Below are 21,788 nucleotides of genomic sequence, written 5' to 3'. Positions count from 1 at the left end.
AGAAAAATTTTGGTAAACAGTTCATTTGTTCCTTTGTTAAATAGTGTTTCACTCATTTGCTATAAGTTTGATTTTGCAAAGCTAAGAATAATTTTGCAATTGAAAACAGAAACCCCTATAAAACAACAATTAGCATCCTTAAAAAAACCGTCTCGCATAATTCCTCAATGTTTAAAAATGAACCCTTGTCGCTCTTAAATTAACATTTTAACACTTACAATTGTAAAAATTAACAGTATTTTAACATAATGGGGGGGGTAAAAACCGTATCTTTGCACCCGAAATATTTGCTTTTATTTAAAGTCCTGATTTTTCATCTCCTTTCATCTATTCTCCGTAAAGAAAAATCAGGCGGTTACAAAGAAAAGTAGGGGATACTCTTTTCTCTCTTATCCCCGCTCTTTCTTTGTAATACTACAATGAGTATCACTCTTCAATAAAAAATTCTTTTTTTATTTGTTACTTTACAAAAAACTTCCTACATTTGCGCGATATTAGAAAATAGAAATTCAAGGAATAGGAATTTTCCTTATTTCTTACCTCTTAACTCTTAACTGAAAAAATTATGTTTCAAAAAGGAAAAGTAGCTCAAGTTATTGGTCCGGTGGTAGATGTAGAGTTTGCATCGGATAAACAACTGCCTCGCATTTACGATTCTTTAGAAATCACCAAACCCGACGGCACTAAACTTATATTAGAAGTACAATCGCACATAGGCGAAGATGTGGTACGCGCTATCTCTATGGACTCTACCGAAGGGCTTAGCCGTGATACCGAAGTAGTCGCTACCGGTAGCCCTATCAAAATGCCTATAGGTCACGATATTTATGGTCGCCTCTTCAACGTAATTGGCGACGGTGTAGACGGTCTTGGCAACCTGCCAAAAGATGGCGATAACGGTTTGCCTATCCACCGCGAAGCCCCTAAATTTGAAGAACTTTCTACTACTACCGAAGTGCTTTTCACCGGTATCAAAGTAATCGACCTTATCGAACCTTATGCTAAAGGTGGTAAAATTGGTCTCTTTGGGGGTGCTGGTGTAGGTAAAACAGTACTTATTCAAGAACTTATCAATAACATCGCTAAAGGACACGGCGGTCTCTCAGTATTCGCTGGTGTAGGCGAACGCACCCGTGAAGGGAATGACCTCCTCCGCGAAATGATTGAATCGGGCATCATCAAATATGGCGATGCGTTCGTAGAATCGATGGAAAAAGGCGGTTGGGATTTGAGCAAAGTAGATAGAAATGCTCTTAAAGAATCTAAAGCTACTTTCGTTTTCGGACAAATGAACGAACCCCCTGGAGCTCGTGCGCGTGTAGCTCTTTCGGGACTTACCATTGCCGAGTACTTCCGCGATGGCGCAGGCGAAGGACAAGGAAAAGACGTGCTTTTCTTCGTGGATAATATCTTCCGTTTCACCCAAGCAGGTTCTGAGGTGTCAGCCCTTTTAGGTCGTATGCCATCAGCGGTGGGTTACCAACCTACGTTGGCTACCGAAATGGGTGCAATGCAAGAGCGCATCACCTCTACCAAGCACGGTTCAATTACCTCAGTACAAGCGGTATATGTACCTGCCGATGACCTTACCGACCCCGCTCCGGCTACTACCTTTGCCCACCTCGATGCCACTACCGTATTGTCGCGTAAAATCGCTGAGCTAGGTATCTACCCTGCCGTAGACCCACTCGACTCTACTTCACGTATTCTTACCCCTGAAATCCTCGGTAAAGAACACTACGAGTGTGCGCAACGTGTGAAAGAGCTCTTGCAACACTACAAACAATTGCAGGATATCATCGCTATCCTCGGTATGGAAGAACTTTCCGAAGACGATAAAATTGCGGTAGCTCGTGCACGCCGTGTACAACGCTTCTTGTCACAGCCTTTCCACGTAGCCGAACAATTCACTGGATTACCAGGGGCTTACGTAGATATCAAAGATACTATCAAAGGCTTTAATATGATTCTCGATGGTGAACTCGACCACCTTCCTGAAGCTGCCTTCAACCTTAAAGGTACTATTGAAGAAGTAATTGAAGCTGGTGAAAAAATGCTTGCTGAAGCTAGCTAGTTAATTAGAATATTATATACTTTGTCAAAGTCCTTGATTGCCCGTGCGGCTTGCACCTTTGACAAAGTTTTAAACAATAATAAAAAAAGCCCGTGCGGCTCGCACTTATGACAGTAGAAATCCTCTCTCCCGAAGCCCTTTTGTTTAAAGGTGAAGCAACCGCAGTGAATGTACCTGGGGTTAAGGGGGCATTTGTAATATTAGATCACCACGCCCCTATTATTTCAATGCTTACAGCGGGCGAGGTAACCCTTTTTGAAGGTAAAAATGAATTGAAATCCTTTACTATTAAGGGGGGTACCTTGGAGTGCAATCACAACAAGGTGGTAATCCTTGCCGATTAGTAGTGTAGTAATTCATATAAAAAATCCCAAGTATTGTTTTAAAATACTTGGGATTTTTATTTATCACAAATTCTTATTTGCTAATTCCTTACTTTCTACCTGAAGAATCCTCTCTTCAACACTTCCTTTTAAAATCTGATATTTTATACCTCGGGCATCTAATTGTTCTTGAAAGAAAGCAAAAACACTTTCCCGTTCGTGAGGTTTGTCGCGCAGGTCATCGGCTTGCCAAGGAACATCTATATAGGTAAGGAAAATAGCGTCGTAATGATGGCTAAGGGCAGCGCGTTCTATTTCAGGTTCACATTTGCCATAATAAAGGTAGGAATAAACCATAAGTTCTAACAAGCAGGTATCGCAGAATAACACTTTATTTGCTTGCGAAATGCGTTCATTTTCAAGTGCTACTTGTCCGAGAGCGATAGGCAGCAGGTCATCGGGGGTACAGGTGAGGTGTTGGGTATCCCACTTGTGTTGCAAGTAAGTGCGCATATACTCTTCAGCCCATACTGTTTGGTAATGCTGGGCAAGGGTGCGACTCAGCGTGGTTTTGCCCGTGCATTCCGGACCTACAAAGGCGATACGCTTGATGTCGCTCTTTCGTTGCGCAAGTGTTTTTTCCATTCGATATAGCCCATTATGGCGATGATAGTGAATAATAAATATTGGAATGAAGTGAAAAGCATTCCTTTTTTGAAGTAGAGCGGCACCGAAATAAGATCTCCGAGAATCCAAAAGAGCCAATTCTCTATCTTGCGTTTTGCCATTAGCCACATTCCTACTAAGAAAATGGCGGTAGTAAATACATCAACATATTCGGTAGGGAGGAAGTTGTGAAAACCTAAGGAAATGCCCTCCATTGAAAAGTTGTTTTTGATGTAGGGTTTCAGGTAATACACTATGGTTACAAAACTCAAACTAAACAAGCCTAACAGACCGCAAATTTGCCAATCGCGGCGCGTAGTAACCGAAATGGTAATCACATTATCCTGTGCGTTCTTAGCCCATAACACCCAGCCGTAGATGCTCATCGCTGTATAATAAGCATTGATGAGCATATCACCCCACAGTACATAGTGCCACAGCAAGTATACAAACAACACCGTACTGATAATCCCCGTAGGGTATACCCATATATTACCTTTTTTAGCATACCACACACTGAGGAATCCAAAGAGTACCCCAATAATTTCGAGTACCACCAAATGCGTCTCTACTCCTCTATATTGCGCAAAAAAATCAGTCATTCGTCATTCGTAATTTGTCATTCGTCATTAGAAAAATGGTTTATACTCGTGGCGGTCGGATTTTACGATTTTTATGTACATCAATCCGCGTTCTACTAGCTCGAGTGCTTCTTCTATTTCGGTAGTGAGCACGCTCATTACTTGGGTGTAGTCGCCATACACTTGAGTGCTAAGAGGATTTTCTTGCACGATAAGCCCAGAGGCACGCAATTTTTTGATAAAATGAATGATAGGTTGCTCAAAATCATCTTGCAACGGACTGAAGGTAAGTTCTACTGATACTTTCATACTTGTTAAGCTGTTACTTGTTGTTTATTAAAATAAAAAGGCTGCCTAATATAGGCAGCCTTTTGCAAGTGCGGGTGAAGGGACTCGAACCCCCACGCCGTGAAGCACTAGATCCTAAGTCTAGCGTGTCTACCAATTTCACCACACCCGCAAATGATGAACTTTTGTTTGATTGACGGCGCAAAGGTACAATAGTTTTTTGAATCTGCAAATTTTTTTAGGATTTTTTTAGTTCAAATTAGTGAATTGGCAAATTTGTAAATTAGCAAATTACTTTTCACTAATCTAAAAAAGCCCTTCGCGCAAGCGAGGGGCTTTTTTTAAAACTAAGGAGTGAAGATAAGGTTCTCCACTAAGTTGCTGTCGATGTTTTTAGCGAGGGGTTTGATTTTCTTTTTTGGGGTTGAGTACAGAAAATCTTCACTACTTAAATGTTCTGTAGACATTTTGTCGGGGTTTGTCTCGGCAACTCTTGTAGTTCCAGACAGTTCATTCATTTCTTCAGAAACAATTCCTTCAAAGAAATTGCTTTCTCTCTTCGTTTTTACATTTTTCATTTTGTCTGTTTTTTAAATTATTATTAAATCTTTCAGTGGGAGTCAAGTTTCAGGTGTCAGGTGTCAGGATTCCTGACACCTACCTCCTATTACCTAATTATTTACCCTCTCGATAAAATCGCTCAGCACATTCATATAATTAATGAAGGCTTCGTAGGGCGAATCGTAAGGGTGGAGGTACTTGTGATAATCGGTACCCGAAAAGAGTTTGGTACGCATAAAATAAAAATGCTCACTAGCTTGTAATCGGCTATAATCTTCGATGAGCTCGGCGTTCTTTTTCTTTCTTACCAAAGGTTGTATAGCAAAGAGCTTATTAAAGGCTTCTTTTTGCAATTCATTACCGAGCCAAGAGGTGATATCGCGTTCTTCATCGGTCCATGAAATAGGGTAGGGTACAGGTAATACTCCTTTAGCAGGGTGTTTTTTAGCTACTTCTTTAGGTAATAAGAATTGGTAGTTAGGGTTAGCTGATATATTTTTGATAAAGTACCGCAAGAAGTCGAAAATGCCACTTTGAGCATTGTTGTAATAACCTATGACTTCGTAGTTCATAAATAGGTTGAGTACATCGGTGTCTTGCAAGCTACTTTCTACCCAAGAGGCGTATTTTTCGGAAGAAAGAGGGTATTCGCTCCAATTCCTATCGGAAAAGTGGGTGGCGATATCATCACTCAGTTTGCTATTTTTGAGCAAGAGGTTTAGGTTTTCGTTTAAGGCATTTTTGTAAACGAAATTTGGGCTTTTCCAACCTAATACGTGTTTAGCGCCATCGGTGAGCATTGTTTTGAAACCGAGTTTAGCAACGCGTTCGCCTATCTTATCGGAATAGATGAGAGAGGTGTTGCGGAAGGTTACAGGCTTTTTGCCAAAGAGCTGTTTGATGGCATTGCTGTGGCGTTTTACTTGTTGTTCAAACTCATCGGTATCTTCAGAAAGTGAAGCCAACGAATGTGAATAAGTCTCTGCCAAAAACTCTACATTGCCAGTAGCAGCTAGCTCTTGAAAACTGCGAATCACCTCGGGGGTGTGCATTTCGAGTTGGTCGATAGCACTCCCTGTGATAGAAAACGCTACTTTGAACTTTCCTTCGTATTTTTTGATGAGTTCTAACAAGAGGGCGTTGGCAGGCAGATAGCAATTTTCTGCCAAGTCTTCGAGTTCTGAACGATTGGCGTAGTTATCAAAATAGTTATGTTTTTTACCTATGTCAAAGAATTGGTATTTTCTAAGACGTTCGGGGTGATGGATTTGGAAATAAATGCAAATTGACTTTTTCATCGTTGGTTTATTATATTAAAGATTCGTAAATGTTTTTAAGTTTCAAGGAAGCGTTTTCCCATTTGAGTTGGTTTACCTCGTTGTATCCTTCACGTTGCATATAGTTGGCAAGTGTAGGGTAGGTTATAATGCCATAGATAGCATCGGCGAGGGCGTCGATATCCCAATAATCTACTTTGATAGCATGATCTAGAACTTCGGCTACTCCTGATTGTTTTGAGATGATTGTAGGGACTCCGGAGCGCATAGCTTCCAAGGGGGATATGCCAAAAGGTTCAGATACAGAAGGCATTACATATACATCACTGTATTGGAACATACGTTGTACATCATTACCTCTAAGGAATCCTGTGAAGTGGAAGCGGGTACCCAATCCTAATTGTGCTACACGGCGCACTAAAGGGTTCATTTTCTCACCACTACCTGCCATTACAAAGCGCACGTTAGGCACGCGTTTCATCACTTTGGCAGCTGCCTCCACAAAGTACTCAGGACCTTTTTGCAAGGTGATACGTCCTAAGAAAGTAACGATTTTATCTTTCACGCCGCGTTCTTCTTTGGCATCGGTTTCGGCTTTGAAATCTACTGCATTGTGTACGGTAATCACTTTTTCGGCAGGGATACCGTATTTTTCAATGACGATATTGCGCGTCCAGTTGCTCACAGTTACCACTCTATCGGCAGCTTCCATACCGCGTTTTTCGATATCATACACCAAAGTATTGCGGTTGTACTCGCCCCCGCGGTCGTATTCGGTGGCGTGTACGTGTACAATAAGGGGTTTGCCCGAAATCTTCTTAGCAATGATACCTGCACTATAGGTAAGCCAGTCGTGGGCGTGAATTACGTCAAACTCATAGCGTTTGGCAACGGTACCCGCAACTAAGGCATAGCGGTACACCTCTTCCATAAGATTAGCGCCATATTTACCCGAAAACTGAAATTTGTTGTGATATGAAATGCGCTGGCGATGCTCACCTTCTTTGAGGTATTGGTCGCGTTCGCGGGCAAAGGTTTCGGGGTCGAGATAAGGCACGAGGTTTGAGCCTATCTCCATAAAGTTAATATGTTTCCAGAAATCTTCAATTTTTTCGGTGTTTTGCAACATCTCTACATCGCTGGCGTTGATAATTTTCGCCACGCTGCCATCCTCATCACCAGAGGCTTTTGGCATTACAAACAGCACTTTCACGCCGTTTTTAGCCAATCCTTGGGCGATACCCAAGCAGGCTGTTCCTAACCCCCCACTGATATGAGGGGGAAATTCCCATCCAAACATTAATACTCTTGCATTCTTCATACGCTTTATATTTATTCCTTTTCCCAACTCTCCTCTATGGAGGGGACAAGAAGGGTGTTGTTTTAATTCAACTGTTTAATTGCTTTGTTCTTAACTAAAGATTTCATTTGAGTAATAGCGACTTTATTGAGTTCTCTAAGTCTTTCTGACGGTGTTATTCCTTGGCTTATAAGTAAGGCATTAATACTCTCCATATTACTTAAAACAACTAACTGTTCTAAAGAAGCATAATCTCGCACATTTCCTTTTTTATCAGGATTATTTTCCCTCCATTCTTTAGCCGTGAGTCCAAAAAGAGCTACATTCAGTAAATCGGCTTCGTCAGCATAGACAAAATTAGCTTGCTGTTTAGTAATTTCTTTTGGAATCAAATTGTCTCTAATGGCGTCAGTGTGAATGTGATAATTGATTTTAGACAAGGTTCGTTGTAAGTTCCATTCTAATTTTAACTGACTTGTTTCGTCTTCTTTTAAACGTTGAAACTCTTTGATAATATAGAGCTTGAATTCTATTGAAATCCACGAAGCAAACTCTAAAGCAATATCTTTATGGGCAAATGTTCCTCCGTATCTTCCTGATTTGGATACAATGCCAATAGCATTGGTACTCTCTATCCATTTTTTAGGTGTCATTACAAAGCTATTTAGTCCAGCTTGTTTTCTAAACCCGTCGAATTCGACGGGTTTAAAATTAGGATTGTAAATGCTTTCCCAAAAACCCAATAGTTCAATCGTGTTGCGATTTCTAAGCCAATTCTTTATGATGTCGTCTGTATGTTCAGCATCTTTATAGCGAGCTATATCAGTAAGAGAAATATAGTCGTTGTAATTAGTTTCATACCATACAATATCAAAACCTTGTACACTGATAGTTTTATTCTTTGCCATACCTCTTACTTCTTATCTGAAAGTAGCCATTGAGCGCGCAATATTTCGGCAACGTTTTTGGCGTTGGAAATACAACCGCGAGGGTTGAAAGGTGGATTGCCATCGTAGATAGCAGAAATAAGCCCTACACCGTGAGTGTTGATTTCTTCTTCAAAATTTTCTAAGAAGGCTTTGCCATCGGGGATGTAAGTATCGCCAAAGAGTTTGAGATTCGCTTCTACATAGAACCCTACAAACCAAGGGTGTACTGAGCCATTGAAAGTAGCTTTATCTCTCACAAATACATTGCCTACGCTCTCTCCTTCATAACGCGGACTCTCGGGCGACAAACTGCGCAAACCTTTGGGAGTGAGCAACTCTTGAGTGATAATTGCTAACACTTTGCGTTGGCGTTTTTCAGTAAGTGGTGAATAGTCAAGGGCACAAGCCAATAGCTGATTAGGGCGCACTTCGGTATTTTGGTGAGTGTGGTTAGCGTAATCGGCTAAGTATTTTTCACTTTCGATCCAAAATATTTGATTGAAGCTCTCGGCAATAGTTTCGGGCATAGTACCCCATTCGGATAGGAAAGTTTTGTCCTTTGCCTCTTTGGCTAATTCCAAAGCATAACATACGGCATTGTACCACAAGGCGTTCACTTCTACGACATAGCCGTTGCGAGGAACGATAGGACCATAGTTATTTTCGGCGTTGAACCAAGTAAGAGGGTGACTGAGGTCGTCGCTCCATACAAGTCCGTTGTCGTCCATACGCATTGTTTTATGCTCACGACTTTTGAAAGTATTTAGGATAGTTTTAAGGGTTTCTCCGTACTCTTTCCAGATTTGTTTTTTTGTTTTTGTAGTTTCTTTTTCATACTGTTGGAGTGTCCAGAAGAACCACAAAGAGGTGTCGGCATCAAATACTGGGTTTATCACGTGGGTGCTGATGTCGCGAGCAAAGCGCCCGTTGTAGCAGTATTTGAGGGCTGATTGTAACACCTCGTCAAATATTTTAGCGGTACTTCCTGAAAGAGCAATACCAGGGAGTGCGATAAAGGTGTCGCGAGTAGTGCTATCGTACCAGTGATAACCTGCTTTGATACGTGTTTCGCCAGCTTTCTGAATGATAAACTGAGAGGCTGTGTATTGCAAGCATTCTTCAAACGAATTGCGGTCCGCGCGCTCTTTCAGATATTTAGTAAAATCCTTAGCGAGATTTTTAGATTTAGCTTCCTCTAAGCTGGCGGAGAAAACAATGCTTTCACCTTTTTTCAAACTCACCTCAAAAGCCCCAACGCTCAACAAATCTTCTTGGAAATCGTAGCCGCGTTCTTTTTCTTTGGTGTAATAGATATTGTTATTCCAATAAGCAGCACCACCAAAATTAGCAGGTTTGCTAAGTTGCATATATAGGTAAGGGAATTCAGGGTATAATTTGGCACGTACGCCACCATCAACCACTTCTACTTGGGTATTGGCTACGGGGTTTTGCTTGCTAAGCGAATGGATATCGCGGAATGCCAATAGCGGATTCAAACGCAAGAGAGTAGCCGAATGAGCATCCTCTAAAGTATAGCGAATGAGCACCTGTGGGGCGTTGTGCATCATCAAGATTTCTTTTTTGAGTACTACTCCGCCCACTTGGTAAGTAACGGTAAAGGCTTTTTCGTAAGAAATGTCCACAATATACTTATGCCCGCGAGGTTCGTAGGTGCCTTCGTACTTATGCACGCCGAAATTAAAATCGCGTCCGTGTTGTAGGATTGTTTCGTCTAAGGAAGAAAGCATTACATAGTTCTTGCCTCTGAACTTTTCGATAGGCACAACAAGTAGCCCGTGGTATTTACGGGTATTGCAGAATACGAGGGTAGAGGAGCAGTAACCTCCACCACGGTTAGTACCGAGAAATTCTCTCGCAAGAGAATATTCAAGGTTAATAAGTTGGTCTTTTTTAAATGATAGATAACTCATATTTCAATTAACAATTTACGATTAATAATTAACATATTTCAATTAGCAATACCAATGTAATTGATTGATTTTATCCTGCTTCATCTCTCCCAAAATTTGCAATCTTTCCATCGATGATTGTAAATAATATATTACCAATGATTCTACTACTACATCGTGTTCTTTTAAAAAGTAAGAGTACAGTAGGTGTAGTGTGAAATCACAGCTTTTGGGGTAAAAGCTCAAATAGATTTTGTTTTTCGTATTGCTAGCTTGCTGAGCAAACTCTGGGGGTACTAAATTGTAATGGTATGTTCTTTCAACTATTTTTTTCCCCTATAGGCTGCTGTGAAAGATCTTTTTCAATGTCATTTAAATATCTGTTGAGTATCTTTGGGGTGATATTCACAGTTGGGGCTTTACCTTCTGGGTATTGCACTGCTGTTACTGAATCAATCTTTTTGAAAAAATCGGTTTGTAAGTTTTTGCTTTTTAATGATAAAAAGACCTTTAAATTACACTCCTGAGCTTTCTGTGCTGTTATTGATTGACAAGTGAAACACAGAAAAACTAATAAGGGTAATATGTGATTGATAAGTAACAATGGATGACTAATTAAATTAGGTTGTATTTATTTGCTAATCTGCTAATTTCAACACAAAGCCAATTCTCGCGGGTATATATAGCGACAGCAAATTCTCTTTGCCAGTGTACTGTGTGAAATGTTCTACGCTTTCATCGATGCGGTTGTCTCCTCCAAAGGCAAGGTTATCGGTATTGAGTACGGTGATGTATTTGCCTGCTGGCACATCAAACTGATAATCGGTGTAGGAGGTGGTGGGGTTGAAACTGAAAACAAATAAGTAACCACTGCGTTCAAACACGAGTAATTGTCGCTCAATGTCGCGCACCAACACACGAGGTTTACGGTCGAGGAGATTGCTCTTGGTGGCAAAGTGTAGCATCGCGCTATCAAAAGCATTGAGGTATTTAAACTTCAAGTCGGGGTTATCAACCAAGCTCCATAGTCTGCGTGCGTGTGCATAGCTCCAGTTGTTGCCTTGGCGAGGAAAGTCAATCCACTCAGGGTGCCCCCATTCGTTGCCCATAAAAGCGAGGTAACCGCCTCCTGCTGTTGCTAAAGTGATGAGGCGTATCATCTTGTGTAAAGCCATCGCGCGGTCTATAACTAGATTGTGGTCGAACACGCTCATTCCAGTATACACTTCCTTATCGGTAAGGCGGAAGAATATAGTTTTATCACCTACGAGCGCTTGGTCGTGGCTTTCGGCATAGCTAATGGTGCGTTCTTCAGCGCGCTTGTTAGTCAGTTCGTAATAGATATCGCCTACGTGCCATTGCTCATCGGGGACTTCTTTGAGGAGTTTAATCCAATAATCGGGGATGCCCATACTCAGCTTGTAGTCAAAGCCCATTCCCTGCTCACTGATGGGGGAAGCAAGCCCTGGCAGTCCGCTCATTTCTTCGGCAATGGTGAGCGCTTCGGGGTAGAGCTCGTGTATAAGTTGGTTAGCCATAGTGAGATACACCAAAGCGTCGTCGTCCTCATTACCATCATAATAGAAGCTATAATCGGTAAAAGCTTTGCCTAAACCGTGATCGTAATAAATCATACTAGTAACCCCGTCAAAACGGAAACCGTCGAAGTGGAATTCTTCAAGCCAGTATTTGCAGTTTGAGAGTAAGAAATTGAGCACTTGTGGCTTGCCATAGTCGAAACAACGGGAGTCCCAAGCAGGATGTTTACCGCGCTCGCCACGGTGGAAGTAAAGATAGTCAGTGCCATCAAAAAGACTGAGACCTTCAGCTTCATTGCTCACCGAATGTGAATGTACAATATCAAGCAGTACACGTATGCCCAAACCGTGGGCAGCATCGATGAGTTCTTTGAGTTCTTCGGGGGTACCAAAGCGTGAACTCACCGCAAAAAAGTTAGCCACCTGATAGCCAAAAGAACCGTAGTAAGGGTGTTCTTGTATTGCCATCAGTTGGATAGTGTTGTAACCCAAAGCAGCAATGCGAGGTAGTACATAGAGGCGGAACTCTATAAAAGTACTCACACGCTGGTGTTCGGTACTCATCCCGATATGAGCTTCGTAGATGAGCGGATGTGGGGCAGCTTTTGGGCGAGGGTGTTGCCAATGGTAGGGATGATCAGGGCACCACACTTGGGCGGAGAACACTTTGGTATAGTCGTCTTGCACAGCGCGGGTAGTATGTGAAGGGATACGCTCGCCGCTACCTCCTTCCCATTCCACGAGTAGTTTGTAGAGCATTTCGTGGCGGAGGATATTAGAGGGGAGGCGCAATTCCCAGTCTTGGTCGTTTAGTTTAGTAAAAGAATAGTGATTGTTTTTTTGCCAATCATTGCTATCACAAAGAAGAAAGATAGCCGTTGCATTTGGCGCCCACTCACGTAGCACCCATTCTGTATTGTTACGGTGCAGACCGTAGTAGAGGTGCGAATTACAAGCATCAGCGAGGCGCGAGGCGTCCCCTTGCACTATACGGAGGGTATCTATAAAGTGCTGATGCCGTCCCCTAATGATAGAGAGATATGGTAGCAAAAGTGGGTCGTTCATAACGTTTGGTGTTTCTGGCTACAGAAAAGTCAAGTCGTTGGCTTTTGGGTAAGTCAATTAAATTCGCCGTAAAATTAATATATTTTTTTGAATACTACCAAATTTTTCTAAGAATTTTTTTATAATTTTAACTTTAAAGGTTGTAAAGCGCGGTTTTTCAAGGAAAGAGCCTAAATGAAATGTTAATTATTGTAGAGATTTATAGGGAATTTAATAGGTATTTTTAGTGAAAAAGAGTAGAAATTATATGTTTTTTTAATTGTAATGGGCTAATATTAGCAATAGCCAAATTTGTAAATTTGCTAATTTGCTAATTATTACTATCTTTGCCCGATTTTATATGGCAACAATAGATTTTAAACATAGACAATCGGCGCACTGTGAAAATGGTGTTGCCTCTAATTTGTTATATTTCAATGGTATTCAGCTGAGTGAGCCTATGGTTTTTGGTATTGGCTCCGGACTCTTGTTCTTCTATTTTCCTTGGTTACGAGTAAACGAAGCTCCTGCTATTAGCTACCGCACTATGCCAGGGCATATTTTTAGCAAAGTAGCCAAACGCTTAGGTTTTAAAGTAAAACACCAAAAATTTTCTTCCCCCGAAAAGGCACAACAAGCCCTCGACGACAATCTGGCAAAGGGTATCCCTACGGGTTTGCAAGTAGGGGTATTCAACCTGCCTTATTTCCCCGATGAATACCGCTTTCATTTCAATGCCCATAACTTAGTGGTTTATGGCAAAGAGGACGGCAAATACCTCGTCAGTGATCCTGTAATTCCTTATACTACAACACTTACGCCTGAGGAACTCACCAAAGTGCGCTTCGCTAATGGCGTGTTGGCTCCTAAAGGACATTTGTATTACCCTACCCATTTGTCTAAAGAACTTTCATTAGAAAAGGCAATATGGAAGGGCATCAAGCAAACGTGCAATACAATGCTCGCTCCCGTGCCTATAGTAGGCGTAGCAGGTATTAAGAAACTCAGTAAGGATATACTCAAATGGTATCACAAAAAGGGTGCAAAAACTACCAATCACTATCTCGCCCAGCTAATACGTATGCAGGAAGAAATTGGAACTGGTGGAGGTGGTTTTAGATTTATCTATGGCGCTTTTTTGCAAGAAGCCGGCAAACTCCTGAAAAACGATGCCTTAATAGAACTCTCTAAAGAAATTACCGACATAGGTGATGCGTGGCGTGACTTTGCAGTAGCCATTGCCCGCGTATACAAAAATCGCAGCACCCAAGCCGATGTGTATAACGTGCTTTCACAGCAGCTATATGCTATTGCCGAACGGGAAGAAGCGTTCTTTAAAAAACTGAAAAAAGTAAAAAAATAATAAAATATTTTGCTATAAAAAGCAATTAATAAATTACAATTCAATGAACAAAATCAACCTTCTCTTAGCTCTTGCCTTTACTGCTACAGGCACGGCGCAACAACAGCAAACCCTCCAAAAAGGGTGGAAATTTACCCGTGAGGATAAACCTGCCTTCTCGCAAACTAACTACAATGATGCGAAATGGCAACGCGTTACCGTGCCTCACGACTGGGCTATCTATGGTCCTTTTGATATGGAAAACGATATCCAACGCACTGCCATCAAGCAGGACGGACAAAAAGCGGCTATTGAACACACAGGGCGTACAGGTGGCTTGCCTTTTGTAGGCGTAGGCTGGTATCGCACCCAGTTCAACGTGCCACAACTTACCGCCGATAAGCAGGTGTTTGTACAGTTCGACGGGGCAATGAGTAACCCCGAAGTGTTTGTAAACGGACAAAAAGCGGGTGAATGGCACAATGGCTACAACACTTTCTTCTTGGATATCACTTCTTACGTAAAAGCCAATAACAACACTTTGGCAGTGCGACTCAACAACCTTACCCAGATGTCGCGTTGGTACCCAGGAGCTGGATTGTACCGCAATGTGCATATCATCACTAAAAACAAAACGCATATCCCTATTTGGGGCGTACAGATTACCACCCCCGAAATAACAAACAACTTTGCCAAAGTAGTAGTAAATACTGAATTTGTAGCTGATAAAAAGACTTCTATTGCTGCAGAAACTGTTATTTTCAACAATCAAGGTGAAAGGGTAGCGTATGCTAATACCAAAGCGACTCCTTACACTACCGATAAGATTTCAGCAGAATTGTATATTGATAATCCCCGTTTGTGGGACATCGGCAAACCTTACCTCTACAAAGCGGTTACTAAGCTCTATGAAGGTGATATTGTAAAAGATGAGGTAACCACTACCTTTGGGGTGCGCTCTATCGAACTCAAGCCTAATGATGGGCTATACCTCAACGGACGCAAAATCAAAATACAAGGGGTGTGTATGCACCACGATTTAGGTCCATTGGGCGCTGCGGTAAATGAGAGTGCTATACGCCGACAATTGGTAATTTTAAGAGATATGGGCGTGAATGCTATCCGTACTTCGCACAATATGCCCGCCCCTGAATATGTGCGCGCTGCCGACGAATTAGGGATGCTACTTGCCGTAGAGAGTTTCGATGAATGGGCTATCCCCAAAGTCGATAATGGCTATCACTTGTACTTCAAAGACTGGGCTGAAAAAGATCTTACTAACCTCGTAAAACACTACCGCAACAACCCTAGCGTGCTGATGTGGTTTATCGGTAATGAGGTGGAAGAACAGAGCGTAGAAAGTGGCTCGCAAGTAGCGCGCTATCTGCAAGATATCATCAAAAAATACGATACTACTCGCCCTGTGAGCAATGGTATGGATAGACCCCACGATGTACTTAAAAACAATATGGCAGCAACGATGCAGCTAATGGGTTTCAATTACCGTCCGTTTAAGTACAAAGAGGCTTACCGCAAGTTGCCACAACAGCTTATTTTGGGTAGTGAAACCGCTTCAACGGTAAGTTCGCGTGGGGTGTATAAGTTCCCCGTAGAGCGCAAATCAATGGCTAAATACCCCGATATGCAATCGTCGTCTTATGACGTAGAACACTGCGGTTGGTCGAACTTGCCCGAAGACGACTGGATACATCAAGAGGATTTGCCTTATACCATAGGAGAATTTATCTGGACAGGTTTCGACTATCTCGGCGAACCTACTCCTTACTATGTAGAATGGCCATCTCACAGTTCCTACTTTGGGGCAGTAGATTTGGCAGGGCTACCCAAAGACCGTTTCTATCTCTACCGCTCACATTGGAATAAGGAAGCCGAAACCTTGCATATCCTCCCTCATTGGAATTGGGAAGGGCGCGAGGGTGAAGTAACTCCTATCTTCGTTTATACGAATTATCCTTCAGCCGAATTGTTTATCAATGGCAAGAGTCAAGGAAAACGCACTAAAGACCTTTCTATAAAATTAGAAGAGGAAGAAAAAGACGGCAATCCTTCAGATTTAGAACGCCAGAAGCGTTACCGCCTAATGTGGATGGATACTAAGTACGAACCTGGTACTGTGAAAGTAGTAGCCTATGATGACAATGGTAAAGCAGTAGCCGAAAAAGAAATCCGTACTGCGGGTAAACCTTATGCGTTGCGCCTCAGTACTGAACACAAAACAGAGCTCACCCCTAATAGCAAAGATCTCGCTTTTATCACTGTAGAAGCCGTAGATAAGGACGGCAATCTATGCCCAACAGTCAATGACCTTGTGCAGTTCAGCGTGAAAGGAGCTGGCTTTTATAAAGCAGCAGCCAATGGCGATGCTACTTGTACCGATCAATTCCACTTGCCTAAGATGCACCTTTTCAACGGAAAATTAGTGATGATGGTACAAGCAGGTGAAAAAGCAGGCGAAATTACTATTGAGGCAAAAAGTAAATCACTAAAAGGAAACTATAAAATATTAGTTAGATAGTAAAATAAGTTTTCTTAAAGCCTGCATAAATATTAAGTATTTTATCAAATAATCACTATATGAAACTAAAAAATGCAATCACACTCAGCGCCGTAGCTTTGGCTACAGCCTTCACTTCTGGTGACCTTTACGCTCAGAAGAAAAAAACAAAAACTAAAAAAGCACAAGAAGAGACCGTCATAGATGTCCAAAGAGGCTCTAACTACGGTGACCCTAAAGATGTAAAAGCCGAAGCAGGTGCTTTTGCTATTGTGCCTCTAAAGTACAAATATTTCGATTTAGAAGAATATATCGATGAGGAAACAATGTTCATCCATTTCTCTAAACACTATGTCGCTTATCTGAACAACCTCAACAAGGCGGTAGCAGGTACTCCTCAAGCGAAAATGAGCATTGAGGAACTCCTTCGCACGCTTGATATGAACAATGCAACCTTGCGCAACAATGCCGGTGGTTACTACAATCACAATATGTATTTTGCAGGGATGTCACCCAGTGGTGGAAACCCTAAAGGAGCCTTAGCAGCTGCTATCGACCGCGATTTTGGCAGCTTTGATAACTTCAAAAAAGCCTTTGCCGAGGCAGGAGCTAAACGTTTTGGTTCTGGTTGGGCTTGGTTAGTAGTCAATAATGGTAAATTGCAAGTCGTGAGCACTGCCAATCAAGATAACCCATTGATGCCAGGCTTAGGTGTATCAGGTATTCCTGTATTAGCAATGGATGTATGGGAACACGCTTATTACTTGAAATACCAAAACCGCCGCGGCGATTACATCAACAACTTTTTCAACGTAATCGATTGGGATGTAGCCGAACAACTCTATCAAAAAGCAATAGCCACTAAACCCTAAGGCAAGTCATCTAATCACTTTTGTCAAAGTTTTAATAGCTCGTCGTGCTACGACCTTTGCCAAAGTTGATTGTCTTGAAAATCAATCGCTTTATGTAGGGGCGTTTTGTAAACGCCCCTAACAAATATCAAATATATCTCACCAAAAAAGTCGCTTTTGCGGCTTGTCCCTTCCTTTCGGGAGGGGAACGGGGTAGGCATTTTAAAACAAGTTGCTGGATTAATTTTTTTTTATTTCAAAATAAGTTGTACCTTTGTAGCATATTCTTTAAAACTTAATAGCAATGAATAAAGAACAATTTGAACAAATGAAAAATAGCAAGGGCTTTATTGCAGCTCTTGACCAAAGTGGAGGAAGTACCCCTAAAGCCCTCAAACTCTATGGGATAACTGAAGATCAATACAGCAACGAGGAACAAATGTTCGACCTCATTCATCAAATGCGCACCCGCATTATCAAAAGTCCCGCTTTTTCTCACAATAAAATTATAGGCGCTATCTTGTTTGAACAAACTATGGACAGACAAATCGATGGTAAATACACCGCCGATTATCTTTGGGATGAAAAACACGTAGTACCTTTCCTAAAAGTAGATAAAGGCTTAGAACCCCTCGATAACGACGGAGTACAACTGATGAAACCCATCGACGGACTTGCAGAACTATTATCTCGCGCTAACGAACGACATATTTTTGGTACTAAAATGCGTTCAGTGGTTAAAAAAGCTTCTCCTAAAGGCATTGCAAGAGTAGTTCAGCAACAATTTGAGGTAGCTAAACAGATTATAGCCGCAGGATTGGTGCCTATCATAGAACCCGAAGTCGATATCAATATCCCCGATAAATCTCCCGCCGAGGCCATTCTGCGTGATGAAATTAGAAAACACTTAGACGCCCTACCTACTACTGACAATGTGATGCTCAAACTCTCTCTGCCTACAATCAACAACCTGTACAAAGAATTTACTCAGCATCCTCGTGTAGTGCGTGTGGTAGCTCTTTCAGGAGGATATCCACGTGAGAAAGCCAATGCCATTCTCGCTGAAAACAAAGGTGTAATTGCTAGTTTCTCTCGCGCCCTTACCGAAGGACTCTCCGCAACACAAACCGATGAACAGTTCAACAACGCTCTGGCTCATACCGTAGAAGGTATTTACGAAGCCTCAATTAAGTAATAAAAAAGAACTAAAATTTGTAACAAATGAAAGAAGCATTAGAACACGACCTCATTACCTTAGCTACCGAAATTCTCGCTAACGAAGGAGAGTGGAACCTTGCTCAACTGAATAAACAAGCGCACAAAATCACCGAGAAAATTACCATTCTCACTTTTGTGGAAAAATATTACCAAACACTTGGAGCTTCAGAAGATCGTATGTACCGAACTATGCGTAAGGTATCCGATTTTATTGATGATAATCGTCAAGAAGATCTTTTTGATATCGAAGTAGAAGCATCTGAAGTGCAACCTATCACTGCTCCTAAAACAGCCGCTAAAGAAACTCCAAAAGAGGAACCAGCTACCTTTGTGGCAATGGAACCAGCGCCTATCGCAAAAGAAGAAAAACCAGCACCTGCTGAGAAACCCGTTGCCAAACATATTTTACAAGAAGAACAATATTCAGAACCTAATTGGGCAGTATCTGTAAATCGTTCAAAAACTAATGAAGTTGCTGAACCTGTAGAAAAAGCAGAGGTAGTAGAAAAACCTACCCCCGAAGAAGCGGCAGCAGTAACATTTGAAATTGAACAGCCTGAGATTGAACAACCTGAAATAGATGAGTCTAAACTCTCGAAATCTGCAATCAAACAGCTTGCCGACTTTATCCAGCAACCTGAGTATACCGATGAGGAACGCATTCTCAAACAAACACCTTCCTTAGAAGAGTTTATTTCTCAAAGCAAAAACACTGTTTTTGATAAGAAAGATACTACCCACGAAGTGAAACCCGTGCAGTCTCTTAACGATAAATTCGGCAAAACTGCTCAAATAGGCTTGAATGATAAATTGGCTTTTGTACAAAAACTTTTCTTTGGTAGTGAAAGTGAGTACAACAAAGTAGTAAAACACATAGCCGACCTCCATTCTATGCAAGATGCTGTAATTTATATCGAGCAAGAAGTAAAACCTACTTACAACTATTGGAAAGGTAAAGAAGAATATGAACAACGATTCCTCGACCTCCTTCTCAAACGTTTTGAAGTCTAATGAGTAAACTCTATTTGATTCCTACCCCTATTGGAAATTTAGAGGATATAACACTGCGCGCCCTTAAGCTACTCAAAGAGGTGGATATCATCTTAGCCGAAGATACTCGCACCAGCAGTAAGCTCCTCAAACACTACGATATTCACACCCCGATGCAAAGCTACCACCTGTTCAACGAACACAAGGTGGTAGACAGCTGGGTGCAACGCATCAAAGGCGGAACAACCATCGCGCTTATCACCGATGCCGGTACGCCTGCCATTTCCGATCCTGGTTTCCTGCTCACTCGCGCTTGTATTGCCGAGGGAGTTGCTGTGGAATGCTTGCCAGGGGCTACAGCTTTTGTACCCGCTTTAGTAAATAGCGGATTACCTAACGACCGATTTACTTTCGAAGGATTTTTACCCGATAAAAAAGGGCGACAAACGCGCCTCTCTCAGCTTGCCACCGAAACCAAAACAATGATTTTTTACGTTTCTCCTCACAAGCTCCTCAAAACTCTCACCGATTTTATCACTACTTTCGGATCCGATCGCCCTGCAAGTCTATCACGTGAACTCACCAAACTCCACGAGGAAACCCAACGGGGTACCCTCCAAGAATTATTGGATTTTTATAAAGATAAGAACGTAAAAGGAGAAATAGTGATGATTGTTTCAGGTAATAAATAACCCACTACCCCCCTGAAACCTATTCCTGTACCCTATCCCCTGAACAAAATGACCATACTCCATATAGAAACCTCAGGACTCAATTGTTCCGTAGCCTTGTCAAAAGATAATCACATTCTCGCTGAAAAGTCCGAGAATGCTGGAAAATTCACTCACTCTGAAAATTTACATCTCTTTATAGAAGCTGTGATGCAACAAGCATCATTGCCCCTCACTGCCTTAGATGCTATAGCAGTAAGTGCTGGAGCAGGTTCGTATACCGGTTTGCGAATAGGGATTGCCACCGCTAAAGGACTCTGTTTCGCCTTAGGCAAACCCCTTATTGCGATTCCTACCCTCCAAATTCTCGCTCATCAAGCCAAAGCCGATTGCATTATACCAATGCTCGATGCCCGCCGTATGGAAGTGTATAGTGCGGTATTTAACAGCCAATATGAGTTTGTAACCCCCACCGAAGCCAAAATCCTCGATGAATATAGCTATCAAGATGAATTAAACAAAGGCAAAGTAACTTTCTTAGGCGATGGAAGTAATAAATTTGCTGCTATTTGTAAGCATCCTAATGCCGTTTTTATCCCCGATGCCTTCCCTCAAGCTAAAGATATGCTCCCTTTTGCAATAGCAAAATACAACGCTCAGGACTTTGAAGATATTGCTTATTTTGAGCCTACTTACTTAAAATAGCCGTTTTTTGTTAAAATTGTTAATTATCATAGCTACAAATTTGCTAATTGGCGAATTATTTATACTTTTGTTCCTTAAATGAAAGCAATTACACTTATCAAAGCTGCACGACTCCGCACCTTGCCCCTTTCGGTAGCAGGTATTATCACTGGTAGTGCTTTGGCATATCGCAATGACCCTTCGGCTTTTAGCTGGCAAATATTCGCTTGGGCTTTGCTTACTACTATATTCTTCCAAGTGCTTTCTAACTTTGCTAACGACTATGGCGATGGCGTAAAAGGTACTGATAATGAACATCGTTTAGGCCCTCAGCGCGCTTTGCAAAGCGGAGCGATAAGTCGCTCTCAGCTCAAGCGGGTAGTACTCATCACTGCTGGACTCTCTATACTTTCAGCATTAATACTTATCTACTTAGCTTTTGGTTCGGAAAACCTACTCTATTTAGCGATATTTTTTGTGTTAGGATTGTTGTGTGTAGCAGCAGCTATCAAATATACTGTAGGCAGTTCAGCTTATGGTTATCGCGGCTTAGGCGACCTTTTTGTGTTCGTATTCTTTGGATTGGTGAGTGTGGTAGGTAGTGAGTTTCTTTACTCACAAAACCTCCAGTGGATTACTTTCTTGCCTGCAATCTCTATAGGATTGCTAAGTGTAGCAGTGCTGAACCTCAATAATATGCGCGACTACGAGAACGACCAGCGTTCGGGCAAACACACTTTGGTAGTGAAAATGGGAATTTTGCTTGCTAAGTACTACCACTACTATTTGGTGGTATTAGCAATGCTTGCTTTACTCACTTTTTCAGTAATGCGCCTCCAAATGCGTTGGGAACTGCTTTATCTCATAGCATTCATTCCATTAGTGGTACATTTGATTTCGGTAAAACAAAACAACAACCTTCAGCTTTTAGACAAAGAATTAAAAGTAGTTGCTTTGAGCACCTTTTTACTCTCACTACTGTTTTTTATAGGAATATATATTAGTAAATAAACAAAAATACTCATA

19 protein-coding genes and 1 tRNA gene are annotated in these 21,788 nt (G+C 41.7%); 10 read left to right on the top strand and 10 right to left on the bottom strand.

The window, feature by feature from the left end; translation table 11 throughout:
• The first annotated feature begins 565 nt into the window (after positions 1-565).
• Both atpD and Q0162_RS03890 read left to right on the top strand, forming a co-directional pair.
• Positions 566-2,074 (top strand): F0F1 ATP synthase subunit beta, encoded by a 1,509-nt coding sequence (gene atpD / locus Q0162_RS03895; protein WP_126371343.1) that lies wholly within the window; start codon positions 566-568, stop codon positions 2,072-2,074.
• 107 nt (positions 2,075-2,181) lie between these two features.
• Positions 2,182-2,418, top strand: a complete 237-nt coding sequence (locus tag Q0162_RS03890; protein ID WP_095898672.1) for a F0F1 ATP synthase subunit epsilon — start codon at positions 2,182-2,184, stop codon at positions 2,416-2,418.
• A gap of 63 nt (positions 2,419-2,481) precedes the next feature.
• Here the strand turns inward: Q0162_RS03890 and Q0162_RS03885 are convergent, their stop codons facing one another.
• The 10 genes from Q0162_RS03885 to Q0162_RS03840 form a co-directional block, all read right to left on the bottom strand.
• Positions 2,482-3,042 carry an ATP-binding protein gene (locus Q0162_RS03885; protein ID WP_297889408.1) on the bottom strand — a complete coding sequence of 187 codons (561 nt, stop codon included), beginning with the start codon at positions 3,040-3,042 and terminating at the stop codon, positions 2,482-2,484.
• Positions 2,988-3,665, bottom strand: coding sequence for a nicotinamide riboside transporter PnuC (pnuC, locus tag Q0162_RS03880; protein WP_002680391.1), 678 nt, complete (start codon positions 3,663-3,665; stop codon positions 2,988-2,990). The genes Q0162_RS03885 and pnuC overlap by 55 nt, the downstream gene beginning before the upstream one ends.
• A 27-nt stretch (positions 3,666-3,692) precedes the next feature.
• Positions 3,693-3,953 (bottom strand): thiamine-binding protein, encoded by a 261-nt coding sequence (locus Q0162_RS03875; protein WP_096088267.1) that lies wholly within the window; start codon positions 3,951-3,953, stop codon positions 3,693-3,695.
• 69 nt (positions 3,954-4,022) lie between these two features.
• Positions 4,023-4,104: transfer RNA gene (locus Q0162_RS03870), tRNA-Leu, on the bottom strand.
• Between the two features lie 175 nt (positions 4,105-4,279).
• Complete coding sequence (locus Q0162_RS03865) at positions 4,280-4,510, bottom strand: hypothetical protein (protein WP_297889396.1); 231 nt, start codon at positions 4,508-4,510, stop codon at positions 4,280-4,282.
• Positions 4,511-4,603: 93 nt separating this feature from the next.
• Positions 4,604-5,791: a glycoside hydrolase family 57 protein gene (locus Q0162_RS03860; protein WP_297889393.1), complete on the bottom strand. Its 1,188-nt coding sequence runs from the start codon at positions 5,789-5,791 to the stop codon at positions 4,604-4,606.
• A gap of 10 nt (positions 5,792-5,801) precedes the next feature.
• The gene (locus Q0162_RS03855) at positions 5,802-7,091 is read right to left on the bottom strand and encodes a glycosyltransferase family 4 protein (protein WP_297889390.1); all 1,290 of its coding nucleotides are present in this window, start codon (positions 7,089-7,091) and stop codon (positions 5,802-5,804) included.
• A 62-nt stretch (positions 7,092-7,153) separates the two neighbouring features.
• Positions 7,154-7,978 carry a KilA-N domain-containing protein gene (locus Q0162_RS03850; RefSeq protein ID WP_297889386.1) on the bottom strand — a complete coding sequence of 275 codons (825 nt, stop codon included), beginning with the start codon at positions 7,976-7,978 and terminating at the stop codon, positions 7,154-7,156.
• Positions 7,979-7,983: 5 nt separating this feature from the next.
• On the bottom strand, positions 7,984-9,930 hold the full coding sequence (locus tag Q0162_RS03845) for a glycogen debranching enzyme N-terminal domain-containing protein (RefSeq protein ID WP_297889376.1): 1,947 nt from the start codon (positions 9,928-9,930) through the stop codon (positions 7,984-7,986).
• Between the two features lie 617 nt (positions 9,931-10,547).
• Positions 10,548-12,512: an alpha-amylase family glycosyl hydrolase gene (locus Q0162_RS03840; protein ID WP_297889373.1), complete on the bottom strand. Its 1,965-nt coding sequence runs from the start codon at positions 12,510-12,512 to the stop codon at positions 10,548-10,550.
• 340 nt (positions 12,513-12,852) lie between these two features.
• Here Q0162_RS03840 and Q0162_RS03835 point away from each other — a divergent pair, with 340 nt between their 5' ends.
• The 8 genes from Q0162_RS03835 (at position 12,853) to menA (ending at position 21,773) form a co-directional block, all read left to right on the top strand.
• Entirely contained in the window at positions 12,853-13,854 is a 1,002-nt protein-coding gene (locus tag Q0162_RS03835) for a BtrH N-terminal domain-containing protein (protein WP_297889370.1), read from the top strand.
• A 43-nt stretch (positions 13,855-13,897) separates the two neighbouring features.
• On the top strand, positions 13,898-16,369 hold the full coding sequence (locus tag Q0162_RS03830) for a DUF4982 domain-containing protein (protein ID WP_297889367.1): 2,472 nt from the start codon (positions 13,898-13,900) through the stop codon (positions 16,367-16,369).
• Between the two features lie 59 nt (positions 16,370-16,428).
• Positions 16,429-17,220 (top strand): superoxide dismutase, encoded by a 792-nt coding sequence (locus Q0162_RS03825; RefSeq protein ID WP_297889364.1) that lies wholly within the window; start codon positions 16,429-16,431, stop codon positions 17,218-17,220.
• A gap of 283 nt (positions 17,221-17,503) precedes the next feature.
• On the top strand, positions 17,504-18,394 hold the full coding sequence (locus Q0162_RS03820; protein WP_297889361.1) for a fructose bisphosphate aldolase: 891 nt from the start codon (positions 17,504-17,506) through the stop codon (positions 18,392-18,394).
• Positions 18,395-18,420: 26 nt separating this feature from the next.
• A complete protein-coding gene (locus Q0162_RS03815; RefSeq protein ID WP_297889358.1) occupies positions 18,421-19,428 on the top strand; it encodes a hypothetical protein in 1,008 nt (335 codons plus the stop codon).
• Positions 19,428-20,099: a 16S rRNA (cytidine(1402)-2'-O)-methyltransferase gene (gene rsmI / locus Q0162_RS03810; protein WP_297889355.1), complete on the top strand. Its 672-nt coding sequence runs from the start codon at positions 19,428-19,430 to the stop codon at positions 20,097-20,099. The genes Q0162_RS03815 and rsmI overlap by 1 nt, the downstream gene beginning before the upstream one ends.
• 48 nt (positions 20,100-20,147) lie before the next feature.
• Entirely contained in the window at positions 20,148-20,783 is a 636-nt protein-coding gene (gene tsaB / locus Q0162_RS03805) for a tRNA (adenosine(37)-N6)-threonylcarbamoyltransferase complex dimerization subunit type 1 TsaB (protein WP_297889352.1), read from the top strand.
• A 78-nt stretch (positions 20,784-20,861) separates the two neighbouring features.
• Positions 20,862-21,773 (top strand): 1,4-dihydroxy-2-naphthoate octaprenyltransferase, encoded by a 912-nt coding sequence (gene menA, locus Q0162_RS03800; protein ID WP_297889349.1) that lies wholly within the window; start codon positions 20,862-20,864, stop codon positions 21,771-21,773.
• The last annotated feature ends 15 nt before the right edge of the window (positions 21,774-21,788 follow it).

It is taken from the genome of uncultured Capnocytophaga sp. (assembly GCF_937936315.1).
In the GTDB taxonomy this organism is placed as follows: Bacteria; Bacteroidota; Bacteroidia; order Flavobacteriales; family Flavobacteriaceae; genus Capnocytophaga.
The sequence above is the reverse complement of the archived record's forward strand: the minus strand, read 5'-3'. Positions and strand labels throughout refer to the sequence as shown.

Excerpts from the sequence above, each read along its gene's own strand:
- atpD (WP_126371343.1), top strand. The coding sequence starts at position 566 with ATGTTTCAAAAAGGAAAAGTAGCTCAAGTTATTGGTCCGGTGGTAGAT.
- Q0162_RS03890 (WP_095898672.1), top strand. The coding sequence starts at position 2,182 with ATGACAGTAGAAATCCTCTCTCCCGAAGCCCTTTTGTTTAAAGGTGAA.
- Q0162_RS03885 (WP_297889408.1), bottom strand. The coding sequence starts at position 3,042 with ATGGAAAAAACACTTGCGCAACGAAAGAGCGACATCAAGCGTATCGCC.
- pnuC (WP_002680391.1), bottom strand. The coding sequence starts at position 3,665 with ATGACTGATTTTTTTGCGCAATATAGAGGAGTAGAGACGCATTTGGTG.
- Q0162_RS03875 (WP_096088267.1), bottom strand. The coding sequence starts at position 3,953 with ATGAAAGTATCAGTAGAACTTACCTTCAGTCCGTTGCAAGATGATTTT.
- Q0162_RS03865 (WP_297889396.1), bottom strand. The coding sequence starts at position 4,510 with ATGAAAAATGTAAAAACGAAGAGAGAAAGCAATTTCTTTGAAGGAATT.
- Q0162_RS03860 (WP_297889393.1), bottom strand. The coding sequence starts at position 5,791 with ATGAAAAAGTCAATTTGCATTTATTTCCAAATCCATCACCCCGAACGT.
- Q0162_RS03855 (WP_297889390.1), bottom strand. The coding sequence starts at position 7,091 with ATGAAGAATGCAAGAGTATTAATGTTTGGATGGGAATTTCCCCCTCAT.
- Q0162_RS03850 (WP_297889386.1), bottom strand. The coding sequence starts at position 7,978 with ATGGCAAAGAATAAAACTATCAGTGTACAAGGTTTTGATATTGTATGG.
- Q0162_RS03845 (WP_297889376.1), bottom strand. The coding sequence starts at position 9,930 with ATGAGTTATCTATCATTTAAAAAAGACCAACTTATTAACCTTGAATAT.
- Q0162_RS03840 (WP_297889373.1), bottom strand. The coding sequence starts at position 12,512 with ATGAACGACCCACTTTTGCTACCATATCTCTCTATCATTAGGGGACGG.
- Q0162_RS03835 (WP_297889370.1), top strand. The coding sequence starts at position 12,853 with ATGGCAACAATAGATTTTAAACATAGACAATCGGCGCACTGTGAAAAT.
- Q0162_RS03830 (WP_297889367.1), top strand. The coding sequence starts at position 13,898 with ATGAACAAAATCAACCTTCTCTTAGCTCTTGCCTTTACTGCTACAGGC.
- Q0162_RS03825 (WP_297889364.1), top strand. The coding sequence starts at position 16,429 with ATGAAACTAAAAAATGCAATCACACTCAGCGCCGTAGCTTTGGCTACA.
- Q0162_RS03820 (WP_297889361.1), top strand. The coding sequence starts at position 17,504 with ATGAATAAAGAACAATTTGAACAAATGAAAAATAGCAAGGGCTTTATT.
- Q0162_RS03815 (WP_297889358.1), top strand. The coding sequence starts at position 18,421 with ATGAAAGAAGCATTAGAACACGACCTCATTACCTTAGCTACCGAAATT.
- rsmI (WP_297889355.1), top strand. The coding sequence starts at position 19,428 with ATGAGTAAACTCTATTTGATTCCTACCCCTATTGGAAATTTAGAGGAT.
- tsaB (WP_297889352.1), top strand. The coding sequence starts at position 20,148 with ATGACCATACTCCATATAGAAACCTCAGGACTCAATTGTTCCGTAGCC.
- menA (WP_297889349.1), top strand. The coding sequence starts at position 20,862 with ATGAAAGCAATTACACTTATCAAAGCTGCACGACTCCGCACCTTGCCC.